Source organism: Sphaerotilus sulfidivorans (genome assembly GCF_013426975.1).
Taxonomy (GTDB): Bacteria; Pseudomonadota; Gammaproteobacteria; order Burkholderiales; family Burkholderiaceae_C; genus Sphaerotilus; species Sphaerotilus sulfidivorans.
The window spans coordinates 136200-152593 of sequence record NZ_JACCPY010000001.1 but is presented as its reverse complement, the minus strand read 5'-3'; the positions used below and the strand labels follow the sequence as shown (position 1 = coordinate 152593).

The 16394-nt window shown below is 73.6% G+C and carries 13 protein-coding genes; 3 read left to right on the top strand and 10 right to left on the bottom strand.

Going from position 1 to position 16394, the window contains the following annotated elements; translation table 11 throughout:
• Positions 1 to 153 precede the first annotated feature (153 nt).
• Positions 154 to 1131, top strand: coding sequence for a GMP reductase (locus HZU84_RS00665; RefSeq protein ID WP_149502867.1), 978 nt, complete (start codon positions 154 to 156; stop codon positions 1129 to 1131).
• Here the strand turns inward: HZU84_RS00665 and HZU84_RS00660 are convergent.
• The 4 genes from HZU84_RS00660 to HZU84_RS00645 all read right to left on the bottom strand — a co-directional run bounded on the left by HZU84_RS00660 (position 1083) and on the right by HZU84_RS00645 (position 6991).
• Positions 1083 to 4043: an EAL domain-containing protein gene (locus HZU84_RS00660; protein WP_180692728.1), complete on the bottom strand. Its 2961-nt coding sequence runs from the start codon at positions 4041 to 4043 to the stop codon at positions 1083 to 1085. The genes HZU84_RS00665 and HZU84_RS00660 overlap by 49 nt on opposite strands.
• A gap of 2 nt (positions 4044 to 4045) precedes the next feature.
• Complete coding sequence (locus HZU84_RS00655; protein WP_149502869.1) at positions 4046 to 5782, bottom strand: FecR domain-containing protein; 1737 nt, start codon at positions 5780 to 5782, stop codon at positions 4046 to 4048.
• Between the two features lie 154 nt (positions 5783 to 5936).
• Positions 5937 to 6791, bottom strand: a complete 855-nt coding sequence (locus tag HZU84_RS00650) for a segregation and condensation protein A (protein WP_149502870.1) — start codon at positions 6789 to 6791, stop codon at positions 5937 to 5939.
• Complete coding sequence (locus HZU84_RS00645) at positions 6791 to 6991, bottom strand: DUF3460 family protein (protein ID WP_037483976.1); 201 nt, start codon at positions 6989 to 6991, stop codon at positions 6791 to 6793. Before HZU84_RS00645 ends, HZU84_RS00650 begins: the two co-directional genes overlap by 1 nt.
• A gap of 65 nt (positions 6992 to 7056) precedes the next feature.
• Between HZU84_RS00645 and HZU84_RS00640 the strand changes: the two genes are divergently transcribed.
• Positions 7057 to 8028: a CYTH domain-containing protein gene (locus tag HZU84_RS00640; RefSeq protein WP_149502871.1), complete on the top strand. Its 972-nt coding sequence runs from the start codon at positions 7057 to 7059 to the stop codon at positions 8026 to 8028.
• Here the strand turns inward: HZU84_RS00640 and HZU84_RS00635 are convergent.
• The 6 genes from HZU84_RS00635 to HZU84_RS00610 form a co-directional block, all read right to left on the bottom strand.
• Positions 7985 to 8524 carry a dihydrofolate reductase gene (locus tag HZU84_RS00635; protein ID WP_149502872.1) on the bottom strand — a complete coding sequence of 180 codons (540 nt, stop codon included), beginning with the start codon at positions 8522 to 8524 and terminating at the stop codon, positions 7985 to 7987. The genes HZU84_RS00640 and HZU84_RS00635 overlap by 44 nt on opposite strands.
• Complete coding sequence (locus HZU84_RS00630) at positions 8521 to 9345, bottom strand: thymidylate synthase (RefSeq protein WP_149502873.1); 825 nt, start codon at positions 9343 to 9345, stop codon at positions 8521 to 8523. Before HZU84_RS00630 ends, HZU84_RS00635 begins: the two co-directional genes overlap by 4 nt.
• Positions 9346 to 9433: 88 nt before the next feature.
• Positions 9434 to 9802, bottom strand: coding sequence for a PilZ domain-containing protein (locus HZU84_RS00625; RefSeq protein WP_149502874.1), 369 nt, complete (start codon positions 9800 to 9802; stop codon positions 9434 to 9436).
• Positions 9799 to 11595, bottom strand: coding sequence for an ABC transporter transmembrane domain-containing protein (locus HZU84_RS00620; RefSeq protein ID WP_149502875.1), 1797 nt, complete (start codon positions 11593 to 11595; stop codon positions 9799 to 9801). The genes HZU84_RS00625 and HZU84_RS00620 overlap by 4 nt, the downstream gene beginning before the upstream one ends.
• A gap of 71 nt (positions 11596 to 11666) precedes the next feature.
• Positions 11667 to 12833: a lipocalin-like domain-containing protein gene (locus HZU84_RS00615; protein WP_149502876.1), complete on the bottom strand. Its 1167-nt coding sequence runs from the start codon at positions 12831 to 12833 to the stop codon at positions 11667 to 11669.
• Positions 12833 to 15325 (bottom strand): FtsX-like permease family protein, encoded by a 2493-nt coding sequence (locus HZU84_RS00610; protein ID WP_149505163.1) that lies wholly within the window; start codon positions 15323 to 15325, stop codon positions 12833 to 12835. The genes HZU84_RS00615 and HZU84_RS00610 overlap by 1 nt, the downstream gene beginning before the upstream one ends.
• A 191-nt stretch (positions 15326 to 15516) precedes the next feature.
• Here HZU84_RS00610 and HZU84_RS00605 point away from each other — a divergent pair, with 191 nt between their 5' ends.
• Positions 15517 to 16377 carry a GGDEF domain-containing protein gene (locus HZU84_RS00605; protein ID WP_149502877.1) on the top strand — a complete coding sequence of 287 codons (861 nt, stop codon included), beginning with the start codon at positions 15517 to 15519 and terminating at the stop codon, positions 16375 to 16377.
• Positions 16378 to 16394: the final 17 nt, after the last annotated feature.

The window sequence follows — 16394 nt, the reverse complement described above, 5'->3', positions numbered from 1 at the left end:
CGTAGAATCGTTCATCGGGCCCAAATTCTGCGGCCCGGTGCCGGCGGCTTCCCCAGCCGCCTTCGACCGGTCCCCAGGTCAAGCGCTCGCAGTCCTGCGGCGGCACTGCATTCCCGTCGCCGCACCCCACCGACTCCGAGAGCCTTTCCCGTCATGGACATCTTCGACTACGACAATGTGCTGCTGCTGCCGCGCCAGTGCCGCGTGGACAGCCGCAGCGAGTGCGACACCTCCGTCGTCTTCGGCGGCCGCCGCTTCCACCTGCCGGTGGTGCCGGCCAACATGAGAACGGTGCTCGACGCGCCGCTGGCCGCCTGGCTGGCGGCGAACGGCCATTTCTACGTGATGCATCGCTTCGACCTCGACACGGTCGCCTTCGCGCGCTCGATGCGCGAGCAGGGCCTGTTCGTCTCGATCAGCTCGGGCGTGAAGCCGCACGACTTCGCGGTGATCGACCGCCTCGCCGCCGAGGGCCTGGGCGCCGACTACATCACCATCGACATCGCGCACGGGCACGCCGAATCGGTGCGCCGCACCATCGAGCACATCAAGGCGCGGCTGCCGCAGGCCTTCGTCATCGCCGGCAATGTCGGCACGCCCGAGGCGGTGATCGACCTGGAGAACTGGGGCGCCGACGCCACCAAGGTCGGCATCGGCCCGGGCAAGGTCTGCATCACCCGGCTGAAGACCGGCTTCGGCACCGGCGGCTGGCAGCTTTCGGCGCTGAAGTGGTGCGCGAGGGTGGCGACGAAGCCGATCATCGCCGACGGCGGCATCCGTCACCACGGCGACATCGCCAAGAGCGTGCGCTTCGGTGCGGCCATGGTGATGATCGGCTCGCTCTTCGCCGGCCACGAGGAGTCGCCGGGCAAGACGGTCGAGGTCGACGGCCGGCTCTACAAGGAGTACTACGGCTCGGCCAGCGACTTCAACAAGGGCGAGTACCGCCATGTCGAGGGCAAGCGCATCCTCGAACCCGTCAAGGGCCGGCTGGCCGACACGCTGCGCGAGATGCAGGAAGACCTGCAGAGCTCGATCTCGTATGCCGGTGGCACCCGGCTGGCCGACATCCGCCGCGTCAACTACGTGATCCTGGGCGGCGACAACGCCGGAGAGCATCTGCTGATGTGAGGCGAGGGCGCGTCGGCGCGCAGGCGCTTGGCCAGGATCGCGGCCAGCGCGTCAGGCGGCAGCGGGTGCGCCAGCAGGAAGCCCTGCACCTGGTCGCAGCCCAGCTCGCGCAGCAGCTCGAGCTGGCGGGCGCTCTCCACGCCTTCGGCCACCACCGGCACCTTCAGGCCGTGCGCCAGCGCGATCGTCGCCTCGACGATCGCGCGCGAGCCGGCATGCTGCTCCATCGAGCCGACGAAGCCGGGGTCGATCTTGATCTGGTCGACCGGCATGTCGCGCAGATGCGCCAGCGAGGAGTAGCCGGTGCCGAAGTCGTCGAGCGCGATCTGCACGCCCATCGCGCGCAGCCGCTCGAGCAGTCCGCGCAGATGCTGCGGGTCATGCATCGCCGCGCTCTCGGTGATCTCGATCTTCAGCAGCGCGGCGGGCACCTGCTCCTGCGCCAGCCGTTCGGCCACCAGCTCGGGCAGGCGCGTGTCCAGGCACTGGCGCGGCGAGATGTTGACCGACACCGGCACCGGCGCCAGGCCGGCCTCGCGCCAGCGCCGCAGCTGCGCGATCGCCTGCGCGATGACCCGCTCGCCCAGCGCCACCGTCATGCCGCCTTCGTCGATCAGGCCGATGAAGCGCCCGGGCAGCCACAGCCCGTCCTCGCGCGGCCAGCGCAGCAGCGCTTCGGCGCCGACCGGACGGCCATCGTCCAGCGCGAACTGCAGCTGGTAGTGCAGCACGAACTCGTCCTGCTCGATGGCCTGGCGCAGCCGGGTTTCCAGACCGAGCTGGCGTGGGTCGGGTGGCGGCGCCGGATCGGTCCCGCCACCGGCGACGCGGTGGCCGCCGGCCGCCTTGGCACGGCCCATCGCGGTGCGGGCGCGCATCAGCAGCGTGTCGGCATCCCGGCCGTCCCGCGGCGCGCAGGCCACGCCGATGCTGGCGCCCAGGCCCAGCGCCAGTCCGCCGACCTCGATGTCGGGCGACACCAGCTCGAGCAGCTCCCGCGCACGCGCCAGTGCCGCGTCCGGGTCGCAGGCCTGGCGCAGCAGCATCACGAACTGGTCGCCGCCCCAGCGCGCCAGCAGCTCGGAGCGGTGGCAGCCGTCCTGCAGCCGGCGCGCCAGCCGCAGCAGCACCTCGTCGGCCTGCGCATGGCCGAGGTGGTCGCCGATGCGGGCGAAGCGGTCGATGTCGATGAACAGCAGTGCTAGCCGCGGCGCCGGCGCCGACGAACCTGACGCGTCCGGCCCGGCGGGCCCCGCGCCGAGCTGCTGCGTCAGCTGCTCGATGAACAGGCGCCGCTCGGGCAGGCCGGTCAGTCGGTCATGCCGGCGGTCGTGCTCGATCTGGCGCCGTGCGCTCATCACCTCGCTCAGGTCGGTCAGGACCAGCACCAGCTGGTCGTCGCGCGGCGCGGGCAGGGGCTGGATCGAGGCCAGCAGCGGCCGGTCGGCCTGGCCGGGGTCGCGGGCGAGCCGCAGCGGCAGGTCCGGCGTCAGCGGCGCGGTCTGGTGCCGGCTGTCGTCGAGCGCCTGCAGCAGGATGCGCCGGTCCAGCGCGGGCATGCGCAGCAGCGGCGCCAGCGCCCGTCCCGGTGCGGCATCGGCGCCGAGCCACTGGCGGGCGCGGGCATTGAGCTGGACGATGCGGCCCTGGCCGTCGAGCGAGATCACCGCCTCGCCCAGCACCTGCAGCGTGGCCAGCGCCAGCTCGCGTTCCTCGCGCAGGCCGCGCCGTGCGCCCTGCAGCGCCATCAGGCGCTCCAGCAGCAGCGCCAGGGCGCCCGCGCAGGCCAGCGTGCCGACCGGCAGCCAGAGCGCCTGCGTCGTCAGCAGCAGCGTGGCCGCCGCGCAGGGCAGCAGCAGCCAGCCCAGCGCCAGCGCAGGGGACGCCGGCAGCGGCCGCAGCAGCATGCCCAGCAGCGGCAGAAGCGTGAGCAGCCAGAGCCAGAGGCCGCCGAGCGGGCGCACCAGCGTGCCCTGCTCGAGCGCGGCCTGTACCCGGGCCTGCCACTGCACCGTGCTGAGCAGATCGACCTGGCCGGCCCGGCCCGGGGTCGGCAGGGCCGGATCGATGCCGGTGGCGGTCACGCCGACCCAGACACTGCGCCCGAGCAGCGCGCCGGCCCGCGCCGGATCACCGAGCAGGTCGATCGCGGAGATCTCGTGCAGCCGCGCCGGGCGGTCGGGCAGCAGGCGCAGGTCGTGGCGCCACCAGGGCAGGGTCGGATCCGGCTCTGGCGGCGGCTCGGTCAGCCTGCTGCCGGGGCTGCCACCACCCCCACCGCTGCCGGTGGCCGCGACCCGCTGCAGCGCCAGCGGCAGCGCCTCCCAGCGCTGCAGACCGCTGCCCGCCTGCAGCGCCAGTCCGCGGATGCGGCCGTCCGCGTCGATCGGTGCCTCGGCATGACCGAGTGCGGCAGCGCTGGCCGCCAGCAGCGGCAGCGGCTCGAGCACCCCTTGCGGCCGGCCCGAGCCGTCGCGCAGCGGCAGCACCGGCAGCACCACCCGGCCCTGGGCGCGCATCGCCGCGGCCAGTCTCAGATCATCCTCGGGCTGTCGCGAGGGCTCCGCGAACATCACGCCATAGCCGATGGCCTGCACGCCGGCGCGGCGCAGGGTGTCGATCAGCTCGGCATGCAGCGTCCGCGGCCAGGGCCAGGGGCCCAGGGCCTGCAGGCTGGCATCGTCGATGGCGATGATGACCGGCCCCTCGGTGCCGTCTGCGGGGTCGGTCGCCTGGCCTGGCAGACGGGCCGACGCCAGCGTGGACACCAGGTCATGGACCAGCAGGTCGATGCGCACCCGCAGCGGCTGCGCCGGCCCCAGCAGGGCCAGGGCCAGCAGCAGCGCCAGCAGCCAGGGCAGGCGGGCCGGAGCGGCCAGCGCGCGCAGCCCGCGCCAGGAGGTTCCGGTCATGCTCAGTCCCGGCCTGCCCGCAGCATCGGGCCGTGCACGAGGCGGGTGCCTGACCACGGCCCCAGGCCGCCGCCGGCCGGCAGCGGTCGCACCCGCACATGCAGCGGGCCGGCCAGATCGGGCGGGGGGAGCGGCAGCCGCACCTGGTCGCCGTGCCGGGGTTCGTCGAGCAGCACCTCGCGGAAGTCCTCGTCGGTGGCGATCTGCAGCTGCACCAGGGCTTCCGGCTCGATGCCGCGCCACTGCAGCAGCAGCCGGCCGTGCCCGTCGAGCTGCGGCTCGAGCAGCTCCGGCGCCGGCCAGGGCACATTGAGCGCGCGTGCCGGGCCGAAGTCGCCGGCCGGCCAGCATGGGCCGGCCCGGCTCGCGCACTCGAGCGCGGCGATGCGCCACAGGTGGCGCCCCGGGGGCAGCCGCGGCGCCTGCCACTGCGGTCGATCGACCTCGACCTCGATCGCCGGGCGGTCGTCCTGGGCCTCGATGCGCAGCCGGTAGCGGTCGGCACCGGCCGAGGCGCTCCACTGCAGCAGCGGCAGGCCCGAGGGCATCCAGCCCTCGTCAGGCGGCAGCAGCGGGCGCGGCGGCTCGACGGCGATGATCTCGACCTCGCGCTCGGCCGACAGGCCCTCCAGACCGTGCCGGTCGACACCGCGCACGCGCAGCCGGTAGGCGCCGGGCGGCGGCGGCTGCAGCTGCGGCAGCCGGCCGCTGGCATCCGGCATGAGCCGGTGTTCGGCGACCAGCCGGGGCAGGGGCGCCGCGGGCTCGGGCGGCGCTGCATCGGCCGGTCGGTCCAGCCACTGCAGTTGCAGCGGACCGGCGCCGGACGGGCGCGACCAGTCGATCTGGCGCAGCCGGGTGACCGAGAGGCGCGACGGCAGGGCCGCCAGGTCCGGGGCCGGCAGCAGCGGCTGCGCCGGCAGCGGCGCGCCACCGGCCGCCGCGGCGACCGATCCGGTGGCGCGGCCCAGCGCGATCTCGCCAGCGGCATTGCCGAAGCCGATCTCGCCCTGGACCACCTCGGCCAGGCTGCCCTGGTCGGTGGCGCGGATCCGGAACTCGGTGCCCCGCACCACCGTGGCCGCCGACGGGGTGATCACCTCGAGGCGGGTGCCGTCGCGCTGCGGCGCGACCCGGCTTTCCAGGCCGCCGCGCAGCAGCTCGAGGCGCAGGCCGATCTGCGGTGTCGCGGGCGGTGCGGCCGGACCGCTCGCGGGGCTGTCCAGGCTGCGCGACAGGGCCTGGCGGGCCCGCTCGGCATCGACCGGTCGCAGCTGCAGCTCGCTGTCGGGCCGCAGCAGCAGCACGCTGCCGTCGTCGACCTGCAGCGTCGCGCTGCCGTCCGCGCCGGTGCTCAGCACCTGCTCCGGGCCGAGCGTCATGCCTTCGCGGGCGGCTGTCCACTGACCGGGCGAACCCGCCGGCCCGGTGCGGACCTGACCGCTCAGCGCCAGCAGCCGGACCTGGCGGCTGTGCAGCCGCAGCCAGGGCACCGGAATGCGCAGCACCTGGCCGGGGCGCAGCCGGTCGCCCTGCAGCCGGTTGAGGCGGCGCAGGTCCAGCCAGCGCGCGGGATCGTTCAGGTGGCGCTGCATCAGGCTCCAGGCGCTGTCACCCGGGCGGACGGTGTAGAGCAGGTCCGGCGTTGCCGCCTGCACGGCCGTGGCGCTGGCCAGGCCGGCGATCAACCCGCACAGCCCATGCAGCGCAAGGAGGGACGGCGTCGGCAGGCGGAGCATGGTCTCGGATCGTTCCTGTGGGTCGGGTGTGGCGGGTGCGACAGACCGTCGACCGGAACAGCAAGGTCGAGAACAGCACGCGGATCGCGCTGCATTTTTGCAGATCAATGTAAATATTGCACATCGGGCGGGGACTTCCCGATGGATCCAGGGCTCAGGCCGGCTGCCAGCTCAGACGCACGTAGATCGGCGCGAAGGCCTCGGCCTGGGTGATCTCGAGCAGGCGCTCGCGCGCCAGCTCCAGCAGCGCGACAAAGGTGACCACCAGCACCGGCACGCCGCGCTCGATCTCGAACAGCTCGTGGAACTCGACGAAGCGCCGGCCCTGCAGCCGGCGCAGCACCAGCGTCATGTGCTCGCGCACCGAGAGCTGCTCGCGGCTGATGCGGTGGTGCTGGGTGAGTCGGGCGCGGCGCACGATGTCGGCCCAGGCCGCGCGCAGCTCGTCGGCGCTGACATCGGGGAATCGTTCGGCCACCGCCTGCTCGATGTGGACCTGCGCGACCAGGAAGTCGCGCCCGCGCAGCGGCAGCTCGTCGAGCTGCAGCGCGCCGAGCTTGATGCGCTCGTACTCGAGCAGTCGGCGCACCAGCTCGGCGCGCGGGTCTTCCGGCTCGGCGCCGGGCTCGCTGGGCCGCGCCGGCAGCAGCAGCCGCGACTTGATCTCGATGAGCATCGCCGCCATCACCAGATAGTCGGCGGCCAGCTCGAGATTGCTGCGGCGGATCTGCTCGACATAGCCCAGGTACTGGCGGGTGACCTCGGCCAGCGGGATGTCGAGAATGTTGAAGTTCTGGCGCCGGATCAGGTAGAGCAGCAGGTCCAGCGGGCCCTGGAAGGCCTCTAGAAAGACCTCGAGCGCCTCCGGCGGAATGTAGAGGTCCTGCGGCAGGTCGAGCAGCGGCTCGCCGTAGAGCAGCGCACGCGCCGCAGGCGCTTCGGCGCTGTCGGGCGGGGCGCCGCCGTCGCCGTCACCGGCGGTCTCGCCGGCAGCGGCTGGCACGCTCATCAGGCCTTGGTCTGGTAGACGTAGGGCTGCTGGGCCACGCGGGCTTCATTGAAGCCGGCCTGGGCGGAGCGGTCCTGCTCGCGGTCCCACAGCAGCGCGCGGCCTTCGCGCTGGCGCTGCTCGAGCTGCGGATCCTGCTTCTTCAGGCTCTCGATGAACTGGGTGGCGTCGGACTGATAGGGCTTCCAGAAGAGCGGCATGGCGGCAGGTGAAGGGTTAGAGTAACCCCCGATTCTACAAACCATCCTTGTCACTCAGGCCATCCATGCAAGAGATCGAGCTGAAGTTCCAGATTCCGCCACGCGGGCGCGACGCGCTGGCGAGCACCGTCGACGAGGACGGCGCGGTGCGGGCGGTGCGGCTGCAGGCGCGCTACTTCGACACCGCGGCGCGCGACCTGGCCGGCGCGGCCTTCGCGCTGCGGCTGCGTCGCGAGCACGAGGGCTGGGTGCAGACGCTCAAGGGCCGCGGCGACGGCATGATGCGCCGGCTCGAGCACAACGCGCCGGTCGACCTGCCGCCGCGCGCCGGCGCCGATGCGGTGCCGGCCCTGTCGCTCGGACGCCACGCCGGCACGCCCGCCGGCATCGCGCTGGCGGCGCTGCTGGCCAGCCGCGGCCTGGGCGAGGCCGACCTGGCGCTGCAGTTCTCCACCGACATCCAGCGCCTGAGCCGCGAGATCGAGGCTGAGGGCGCCCGCGTCGAGCTGGCGCTGGACATCGGCACGATCGAGGCGGGCAGCGCGACGCTGCCGGTGCACGAGATCGAGTTCGAGCTGCTGGACGGCTCGGCGCACGGGCTGCTGGCGCAGTCCTATCTGTGGGTCGAGGCCTTCGGGCTGTGGCTGGACGTGCGCAGCAAGGCCGAGCGCGGCGACCGGCTGGCGCGCGGCGAGACGGTCGCGCCGCTGCCGGAATTCGTGACGCTGCCGCAGGAGGCGCCCTTCGGCGCGCGGGTGGCGGCGCTGCTGCGCCCGGTGCTGGCACTGGCGGCCGAGGTGGCCGACGAGCAGGCCACGCCGGCGCATCAGGTCGCGCTGACCCGCGGCATGAGCGATCTGGCCGGCCTGCTGCGCGAAGCGGGTGTCGAGCCCTGGCTGAGCGACACCGCCACGCTGCTGGCCGGTCTGGCCTTCGAGCCCGGCGCCTGGCGCCTGGCCGACACCCAGCGCCTGTGGCTGGCGCTGATCGGCTTCACGCTGCCGGATGAGGCAGAGGCGCCGTCCGCCGCCAGCTGACGAAGTCGAAGGCCGGGCCGCCCGGCTGTGGCGTGCCGGCCTGGCGCGTCACCTCGACGAAGCCGGCCTCCGCGCCGCGCCACTCGGGAAAGAAGGTGTCGCCGTCGAAGTCGGCGTCGATCTCGGTCAGCACCAGCTCGTCGGCCAGCGCCAGCGCCTGCGCGTAGAGCTGGCCGCCACCGATGACGAAGACCCTGGGCGCCTCGGCCAGCCGCGCCAGCGCCTCATCCAGGCTGTGCGCGACCTCGGCGCCGGCATCGCTCCAGTCGGTCTGGCGGGTCACGACGACATTGCGCCGGCCGGGCAGCGGCCGGAAGCGCGCCGGCAGCGATTCCCAGGTGCGCCGGCCCATGATGACCGGGCAGCCCATCGTGCTGCTGCGGAAATGGCGCGCGTCGGCCGGGTCGTGCCAGACCAGCTCGTTGCCTCGGCCGATGACGCGGTTGCGTGCCACCGCGGCGATCAGCGCGACGATCGGGCGGGCCGGGCCGCTCATACCGCCACCGGCGCCTTGATCGCCGGGTGGTGGCGGTAGTCGACGATCTCGAAATCGGCCAGCTCGTAGTCGAGGATCGACGCCGGCCGGCGCGCCAGCTTGAGCGTGGGAAAGGACATCGGCTCGCGCGAGAGCTGCTCGGCCACCTGCGCGGCGTGGTTGCTGTAGATGTGGCAGTCGCCGCCGGTCCAGATGAAGTCGCCCACCTCCAGGTCGCACTGCTGCGCCACCATGTGCGTCAGCAGCGCGTAGCTGGCGATGTTGAAGGGCACGCCCAGGAACAGGTCGGCCGAGCGCTGGTAGAGCTGGCAGCTCAGGCGGCCGTTGGCGACGTAGAACTGGAACAGCGCGTGGCAGGGCATCAGCGCCATGCGGTCGAGATCGGCGACGTTCCAGGCGCTGACCAGGATGCGGCGCGAGTCCGGGTTGCTGCGCAGCTGCTCGATGACCTGGGCGATCTGGTCGATGTGGCGGCCGTCCGGCGCCGGCCACGAGCGCCACTGCACGCCGTAGACGGGGCCGAGGTCGCCGCTGTCGTCGGCCCATTCGTCCCAGATGGTGCAGCCGCGTTCCTGCAGCCACTTCACGTTCGAGTCGCCGCGCAGGAACCACAGCAGCTCCAGCGCCACCGAGCGGAAGTGCACCTTCTTCGTCGTGATGAGCGGGAAGCCCTCGCGCAGGTCGAAGCGCATCTGGTGGCCGAAGACGCTCAGGGTGCCGGTGCCGGTGCGGTCGGACTTGGGCGTGCCGTGCTGCTGCACATGGCGCAGGAAGTCCTCGTACGGGGTGCGGACGGGGCGGGAATCGGTGGACGGGCTCATCGGCGGCAGGGGCAGGACAGCGGACAGGGAAAGGCCCGCGATTCTGTCATGCGCCGGCCCGGTCGGCCGGCCCGCGCTCCGGCCGCCTTCAGTCCTGGAAGCTCAGGCGCCGGATCCAGGCCTGCAGCAGGTCGCGTGCCGCCGGCTGCAGGTTGACCCATTTGCCGCCGACGCGGAAGTCGTGGTTGTTCAGCACCACATAGGCCATGTGGACCTGCACCGGCACGCCCATCACCCGAGCCAGGTTGTCCGGGTCAGGCACGCCCATCACCACGTTCATGACCGTGTTGCCTTGAACGGGCACATCGCTGAGCATGCCTACGCCGCTCTGCGAGATGTCCTGCACGCGCACATCAAGCACTTGCCCGTCGGGCAGGGTCATGCGGGCGCGCCAGTTGACCTGGTAGCGCGGCTCCTTGCGGTCGTCGATCGATCCTCGCTGGGTGGGTGTCGTCATGTCGTGGCGCTGGATTGGAATTGCATGGCGGCCAGCCGGGCATAGAGTCCTCCGCGCAGGACCAGTTCGGCGTGCCGCCCCTGTTCGGCAATCATGCCATTGTCCAGCACGATGATCCGGTCGGCACGCTGTACCGTCGCGAGCCTGTGCGCGATCACCAGCGTCGTGCGGTTCTTCATGGCGGCGTCCAGCGCGCTCTGCACCAGACGCTCGCTTTCGGCGTCCAGCGCGCTGGTGGCCTCGTCGAGCAGCAGCAGCGGCGCGTCGGCCAGGATGGCGCGGGCGATGCTGATGCGCTGACGCTGGCCGCCCGACAGCCGCACGCCGCGCTCGCCCAGGAAGGTGCGGTAGCCCTCGGGCAGCGCGCGGATGAAACCGTCGGCCTGCGCGGCGCGCGCGGCGGCGAAGACCGCCTCGTCGCTGGCATCGGGGCGGCCGTAGCGGATGTTCTCCATCGCGTCGGCCGAGAAGATCGTGCTGTCCTGCGGCACCAGGCCGATGCGCGCGCGCAGCTCGGCCAGCGCCAGAGTGCGCACGTCGACGCCGTCGATCTCGACCGCGCCGGCATCGACATCATGGAAGCGCAGCAGCAGCTGCAGCAGCGTGGTCTTGCCCGCGCCGCTGGGGCCCACCAGCGCGATCGTCTCGCCGGGCCGGATCTCCAGGTCGATGCCGGCCAGCGCGGCGCGGTCGGGCCGCGACGGGTAGTGGAAGACCACGCCGCGCAGGCTCAGCGCCGCGCCGCCGGCCGCCGGCGGCAGCCGGCGCGGCGCGGGCGGATCCTGCACCGGCGAGCGCTCGGCCAGCAGCTCCATCAGGCGCTCGGTGGCGCCGGCGGCGCGCAGCAGGTCGCCCCAGACCTCCGACAGCACCGCCACGCTGCCCACCAGCAGCGCCACATAGACCACGGTCTGGCCCAGATGCCCGGCCGAGAGCTCGCCGCGCAGCACCGCGCCGGTGCCCTGGTGCAGGCCCCACAGCACCGCGCCGAAGGTGGCGGTCATCATGAAGGCCATCATCAGCGCCCGCATGCGCGAGCGCCGCCCGGCGGTCTCGAAGGCCGCCTCGGCCGCGTCGCGGTAGCGCCGGGCCTCGCGTCCCTCCTGGCCGAAGGCCTGCACCACCGGGATGGCGGCGATCACCTCGGCGGCGATCGCGCTGGTGTCGGCCACCCGGTCCTGGCTGGCGCGGCTGAGCCGGCGCACCCGCCGCCCCACCAGCAGCGTGGGCAGCACCACCAGCATCAGCACGCCCAGCACCGGCAGCATCACGCCCGGATTGGTCAGCACCAGCACGGTCAGCGCGCCCAGGCCGGTGACCAGATGGCGCAGCCCCATCGACAGGCTCGAGCCCACCACCGTCTGCACCAGCGTGGTGTCGGTGGTCAGCCGCGACAGCACTTCGCCGCCGCGGGTGGTCTCGAAGAAGGCCGGACTCTGGCGGATGACATGCGCGTAGATGGCCGAGCGCAGGTCGGCGGTGATGCGCTCGCCCAGCCAGCTCACCATGTAGTAGCGCGCCGCCGAGAACACCCCGATCGCCGCCCCGACCGCGAACAGCGCCAGGAAATGCTCGCGCAGCGCCATGATGCGGTCGCCGGGATCGGCCGCGACCAGGCCGCGGTCGACCAGCGTGCCCAGCGCGAAGGGCAGCAGCAGCGTGCTGGCCGCGGCCAGCAGCAGGAAGATCGCCGCCAGCAGGATCTGCGGGCGGTAGGGGGCGAAGAAAGGGCGCAGCGCCGCCAGCGGGCGGGCGGTGGGGGCGGCAGGGCGATCAGGTCGAGGCGGGCTCATCGTGCGGGTGCGGACATCGTGCGCAATCGTGTGCAAAGTCGTGTGCAATCCAGTGGGGAGGTCGGGGCAGCCTACAGCGCCAGCCGGCCGGCATAGCCGGTCATCTCGAGGTAGCCCAGCCCGGCGCGGCGGCCGTCGGGCCCGATCAGCGCACTCAGGCCTTCCCAGTAGACGGTGCCGGTGCTGCCGCGGCTGTCGAGTTCCTGCGCGTCGAGCAGGGCCTGCACCGTCCAGCGTCCGGCCGGCGTCCCGACCTGCCATTCGACCGGGTAGCGTGCGCCGGTGGCCGCGCTGCTCCAGTGGCGGCCGGGCGTGAAGCGCACCTCGTCCGGGCCGAAGGCCCGGGCCTGCAGCGGCGTCTGGCCGGCGCGGCGCCAGGAGCCGCCGGCCCACAGCGTGCTGCCGTCGGCGCGGCGCAGCCGGAAGGCGGTCAGCGCGCTGCCGTCGTCCAGGTTCATGCCGATCCAGTCCCAGCCGACCGCCTGCGGGTGCAGGAGCGTTTCGCTCCACTCATGGTCGAGCCAGCCGCGGCCGGCCAGCGTGCGTGCGGCGGCCGCAGCGCCCTCGGGCTGCCAGCGCGCCTCGACCGCCAGCTGCGGCTGGCTGTAGTAGTGGCTGGCCTGCTCCGGGTCCGGGCCCTTGCGGGAGAAGCCGGCGCTGCCCTGCAGCAGCAGCGGCTGCGTCGTGCGCAGCACCAGCTTCAGCGTGCCGCCCAGCGCGGCCGACCCGACCCGGGCTCGGTACAGGCTGGTGTCGCTGTTCACGCCGGCTTCGCGGGCCAGATGCCAGTCGCCGAGCGTGGCGCGGGTGTCGCCGAGGGCGGCGCCGGCGCGGCCGAAGCCCTCGCGCGCGATGCGCTGGTCGTGATGCTGGCGCCGCGCGCCCAGATCGGTCAGCGCGGCATGGGCGAAGATCAGCTGCCGCGCGGCAAACGCGCTCGGATGCGGCGGCTGGCGCTGCGCCAGCGCGGTCCGCGAGCGGAAGAACGTCACCTGGAAGCCGTGGGTGGGCTCGCCGGGCCGGGCCGGGTCGGCCAGCCAGCCGGTGGCGTACCACCATTCGGTGCGGGTGTCGGGATGGGCGCCGAAGTCGGCCGGAAAGACCAGTGCGCGCGGGCGCACGCCGGCCGGTGCCGAGGGGGCCGAAGCGGCCGGCAGCGGTGCTGTCAGTGCGGCGGCACGCAGCAGCGCGCGGCGTGAAAGCCGGCGTGGTGGTGGGGGCGGCGAGATCGGTGTCATCACCAGTCCTCCTTGACGGCCAGCGCCATCTCGCGCGATGCGGCGGCCCGGCCGGCGATCCAGGCGGTCAGCGTGCCGGCGGCCAGCACCGCCGCGACCAGCGCGGCCAGCCGGCCCCAGGGCAGGGCCATCTCCATCGTCCAGTGAAAGCTCTGCGGATTGACCACATGCACCAGCACCACGCTGACCGCCAGCCCCAGCGCCAGCCCGAGCAGCGCGCCGAAGCCGGTCCACACCGCCCCTTCGGCGCAGACCAGCGCCAGCACCTGGCGGCGCGCCATGCCCAGATGCTGCAGCGCGCCGAACTCGCGCCGGCGCGCCAGCACCTGCGACGAGAAGCTCGCCGCGATGCCGAACAGCCCGATGACGATCGCCACCGCCTGCAGCCAGTAGGTCACCGCGAAGCTGCGGTCGAAGATCGCCAGCGAGGTGGCGCGGATCTGCGCCGGCGTGGCGATCTCCAGCAGCGCCGCATCGGCCGCCAGCGCGCGCAGGCCGGCCTGCACCGCGCCCGGATCGGTGCCCGGCGCCAGCCACAGCGCCAGATCGTTGACCCGCCGGTCGCCGCTCAGGCGCTGCCAGGTGTCGCGCTCGATCGCCAGCGCGCCGCTCTGGCGCGCGTAGTCGCGCCAGACGCCGCGCACCCGCACCTCGATGCGGCGGCCATCGGGCAGCGGCAGCGCCAGCACCCGGCCCGGCGCCAGGCCATGCAGCGCGACCGCACCTTCGCTGGCCCAGATCTCGGGGAGGCCGTCGCCGGCCGGCTCGGTCGGCTCGCCCACCAGCGGCAGCGTGCGTCGCGCGTCGCCGATCTCGCGGGCGATCAGCGCCAGCGGTGGCCGCGCCGGATCCAGATCGACCGGCACGATGCGCTGCGCCTGCACCCGCGCCACGCCGGGCAGGGCGGCGGCGGCGCGCACGAAGTCCGGCTCCAGATAGGCGCCGTCGGCCTGGGCGACGGTGGCGGCGGTGCGCGCGTACAGGTCGGCCGGCAGCACCTCGTCGAGCCAGCCGGTGACCGAGTCGCGGAAGCTCGCCACCATCACCGTCAGCGCCACCGACAGCGCCAGGCTGGCGACCACGCCGGCCACCGTGATGGTGGCGCTGTCGCGCTGGTCGCGGGCGCGCTCGAGCGCCAGCAGCAGGATCGGCTGGCGCGCACCGGGCCGGCGGCCCAGCACCCCGCCCACCAGCAGCGGCACGGTGACGATGCCGCCCACCAGCAGCAGCGCCACCGCCGCATAGGCGCCCAGCGGCAGGCCCTGCCAGGGCGGCGCAAAGGCCAGCGCCACGCCCAGCGCCAGCAGCAGCGGGCCCAGCCAGGGCCGGCGCGCCTGCAGATCCTCGCCGCCCAGGCCCTTGAGGCTCTGGGCCGGGGCCAGCCGGGCGGCGACCTGCGCCGGCTGCCAGCCGCCAGCCAGCGCCGCCAGCAGGCCCAGGCCGCCATAGACCGCTGCCGCGCGGCCGGACCACTGCAGCGCCGGCGCACCGCCGCCCAGCAGGCCACTGCCCAGATCACCGCCGAGCACCTGCAGCGCCAGCAGCGCCAGACCGGCGCCCAGCGCCAGGCCGATCAGCGCGCCCGCGCCGCCCAGCAGCGCCGATTCCAGCAGCACCAGCGCCAGCCGTTCGCGGCCGGTCATGCCGATCACGCCCAGCAGCGCGAGCTGCGGCACCCGCTTGGCCACCGCCTGCGACTGCACCGAGAACACCAGGAAGGCGCCGGTGAACAGCGCCACCAGCGCCAGCACCGTCAGATTGACCCGGTAGGCCTGGGACAGATTGGAGACCCGCTGCGCCGCCTCGTCCGGCGCGGCCGCGCGCACGCCGGGGCCGAGCGCGGCCAGCAGCGCTGCGCGGTCGGCGCCGGGCACCAGGCGCAGGTCGATGCGGCCGAGCTGGCCGAGCCGGTCGAAATGCGCCTGCGCGCCGGCGATGTCGATCACCGCCAGCGGCGCGGTGTCGGCCGCCACCGAGCCGCCGACCGTCAGCGCCACCAGCCGGCCGCCGCTCTGCACCCGCAGCGTTCCCCCCGGGGCCACGCCGAACAGGCGCTGCGCCGCCGGGTTCAGGAAGACACGGTCCGGATCGAGCGCCGCCAGCCGGGGCGCGTCACCCGAGGCCTCGCGCAGCGCCGGATCGGCGCGCGGCAGCAGCGCCGGCGCCAGCGACGCGGCCACCAGCATGTCCTGGCCGATCACCCGCAGGCCGCGCTTGCGCCCGCCCGCGTCCAGCGCGACCGTGTCGATCTCGATCACCGGGCTGGCCAGCGCCACCTCCGGCCGCGCCGCGACCTGCGCATACAGCGCCTCGTCGAGCTGCCGGGCGCCGGCCGGGCGCAGCTCCAGATCCGGCTGGCCGTTGACGGTGCGCACCGCCTGGCCGAATTCGGCCAGCGCCGAGGCATTGATCAGATGCACCGCAAAGGCCAGCGCCACGCCCAGCGCGACCGCCAGCAGCGCCACCGCGACCCGGCCGGGATGGTGGCGCATCTCCTGCGCGATCAGCGTCAGCAGCAGCGGCAGGGCGCCGGCCGGGCGACTCGGGCGCACGAGGGGGGGCGAGGCAGGCGAGGTCGTCACAGGCGTGTCTGCATTGCAACGGTTCGGTACCGTTTGTGAGCAGATTTGAGCGCACAATCCGTTGCAGTACCTGATCCACGTTCCAGATTCAATCCAAGAACATGAACGATCCCGAAACCCATCCGGCAAACTTGGCCAATCCGGCGGCGGTGGGTGAACCGGTCGAGGCGGCGCAGCGCCTGCCGACCGGCTTCGGTCCGTGGATGGACCGGCTGGCCGACTGGGTGCACCGGATCGGGGTGAGGCAGGCCACGCTGGCCATCGTCGGCTCCAGCGTGCTGCTGTCGGTGCTGCTCGATGTGCTGTGGCATCTGCTGGCGGGCTGGCCGCTGAGCACCCGCTCGCTGCTGCTGGCCACGCTGCTGCCGGTGCCGATCGCCGGGCTGGGCGCAGGCATCACGCTGCGGCTGATCGTCGCGCTCGACCAGGCGCGCAGCCGTGCCGAGCACCTGGCGCTGACCGATGCGCTGACCGGTGTGCGCAACCGCCGCTGGTTCATGACCCAGGCCGCGCTGGAGTTCGAGCGTGCCACCCGGCATGGCCGTGCGCTGGCGCTGGTGCTGATCGATGTCGATCATTTCAAGCGTGTCAATGACGAGCACGGCCACCAGACCGGCGACCGGCTGCTGGTCGAGATCGCGCAGACCTGCGCGGCGACGCTGCGGCGCACCGATCTGCTGGCGCGCTTCGGCGGCGAGGAGTTCATCGTGCTGCTGCCCGAGACCGGCCAGCGCGAGGCGGTGCGGCTGGCCGAGCGCATGCGCCAGGCGGTGCAGACCGGGCTGCGCGATCCGCAGCATCCGCTGCAGGTGCCGGTGACCATCAGTCTCGGGGTGGTGGCGATGAGCGCGGCCACGCCGACGCTGGATGCGCTGATCCGTGCCACCGACCAGGCGCTCTACGACGCCAAGCGTGCCGGCCGCGACCGGGTGCACACCCTGCCGCTGTCGCTCGGCGGCTGAGGTCGCGGACCGCTCGG

Excerpts from the sequence above, each read along its gene's own strand:
- HZU84_RS00615 (WP_149502876.1), bottom strand. The coding sequence starts at position 12,833 with ATGACACCGATCTCGCCGCCCCCACCACCACGCCGGCTTTCACGCCGC.
- HZU84_RS00655 (WP_149502869.1), bottom strand. The coding sequence starts at position 5,782 with ATGCTCCGCCTGCCGACGCCGTCCCTCCTTGCGCTGCATGGGCTGTGC.
- HZU84_RS00660 (WP_180692728.1), bottom strand. The coding sequence starts at position 4,043 with ATGACCGGAACCTCCTGGCGCGGGCTGCGCGCGCTGGCCGCTCCGGCC.
- HZU84_RS00610 (WP_149505163.1), bottom strand. The coding sequence starts at position 15,325 with ATGCGCCACCATCCCGGCCGGGTCGCGGTGGCGCTGCTGGCGGTCGCG.
- HZU84_RS00605 (WP_149502877.1), top strand. The coding sequence starts at position 15,517 with ATGAACGATCCCGAAACCCATCCGGCAAACTTGGCCAATCCGGCGGCG.
- HZU84_RS00645 (WP_037483976.1), bottom strand. The coding sequence starts at position 6,991 with ATGCCGCTCTTCTGGAAGCCCTATCAGTCCGACGCCACCCAGTTCATC.
- HZU84_RS00665 (WP_149502867.1), top strand. The coding sequence starts at position 154 with ATGGACATCTTCGACTACGACAATGTGCTGCTGCTGCCGCGCCAGTGC.
- HZU84_RS00620 (WP_149502875.1), bottom strand. The coding sequence starts at position 11,595 with ATGAGCCCGCCTCGACCTGATCGCCCTGCCGCCCCCACCGCCCGCCCG.
- HZU84_RS00640 (WP_149502871.1), top strand. The coding sequence starts at position 7,057 with ATGCAAGAGATCGAGCTGAAGTTCCAGATTCCGCCACGCGGGCGCGAC.
- HZU84_RS00635 (WP_149502872.1), bottom strand. The coding sequence starts at position 8,524 with ATGAGCGGCCCGGCCCGCCCGATCGTCGCGCTGATCGCCGCGGTGGCA.
- HZU84_RS00625 (WP_149502874.1), bottom strand. The coding sequence starts at position 9,802 with ATGACGACACCCACCCAGCGAGGATCGATCGACGACCGCAAGGAGCCG.
- HZU84_RS00630 (WP_149502873.1), bottom strand. The coding sequence starts at position 9,345 with ATGAGCCCGTCCACCGATTCCCGCCCCGTCCGCACCCCGTACGAGGAC.
- HZU84_RS00650 (WP_149502870.1), bottom strand. The coding sequence starts at position 6,791 with ATGAGCGTGCCAGCCGCTGCCGGCGAGACCGCCGGTGACGGCGACGGC.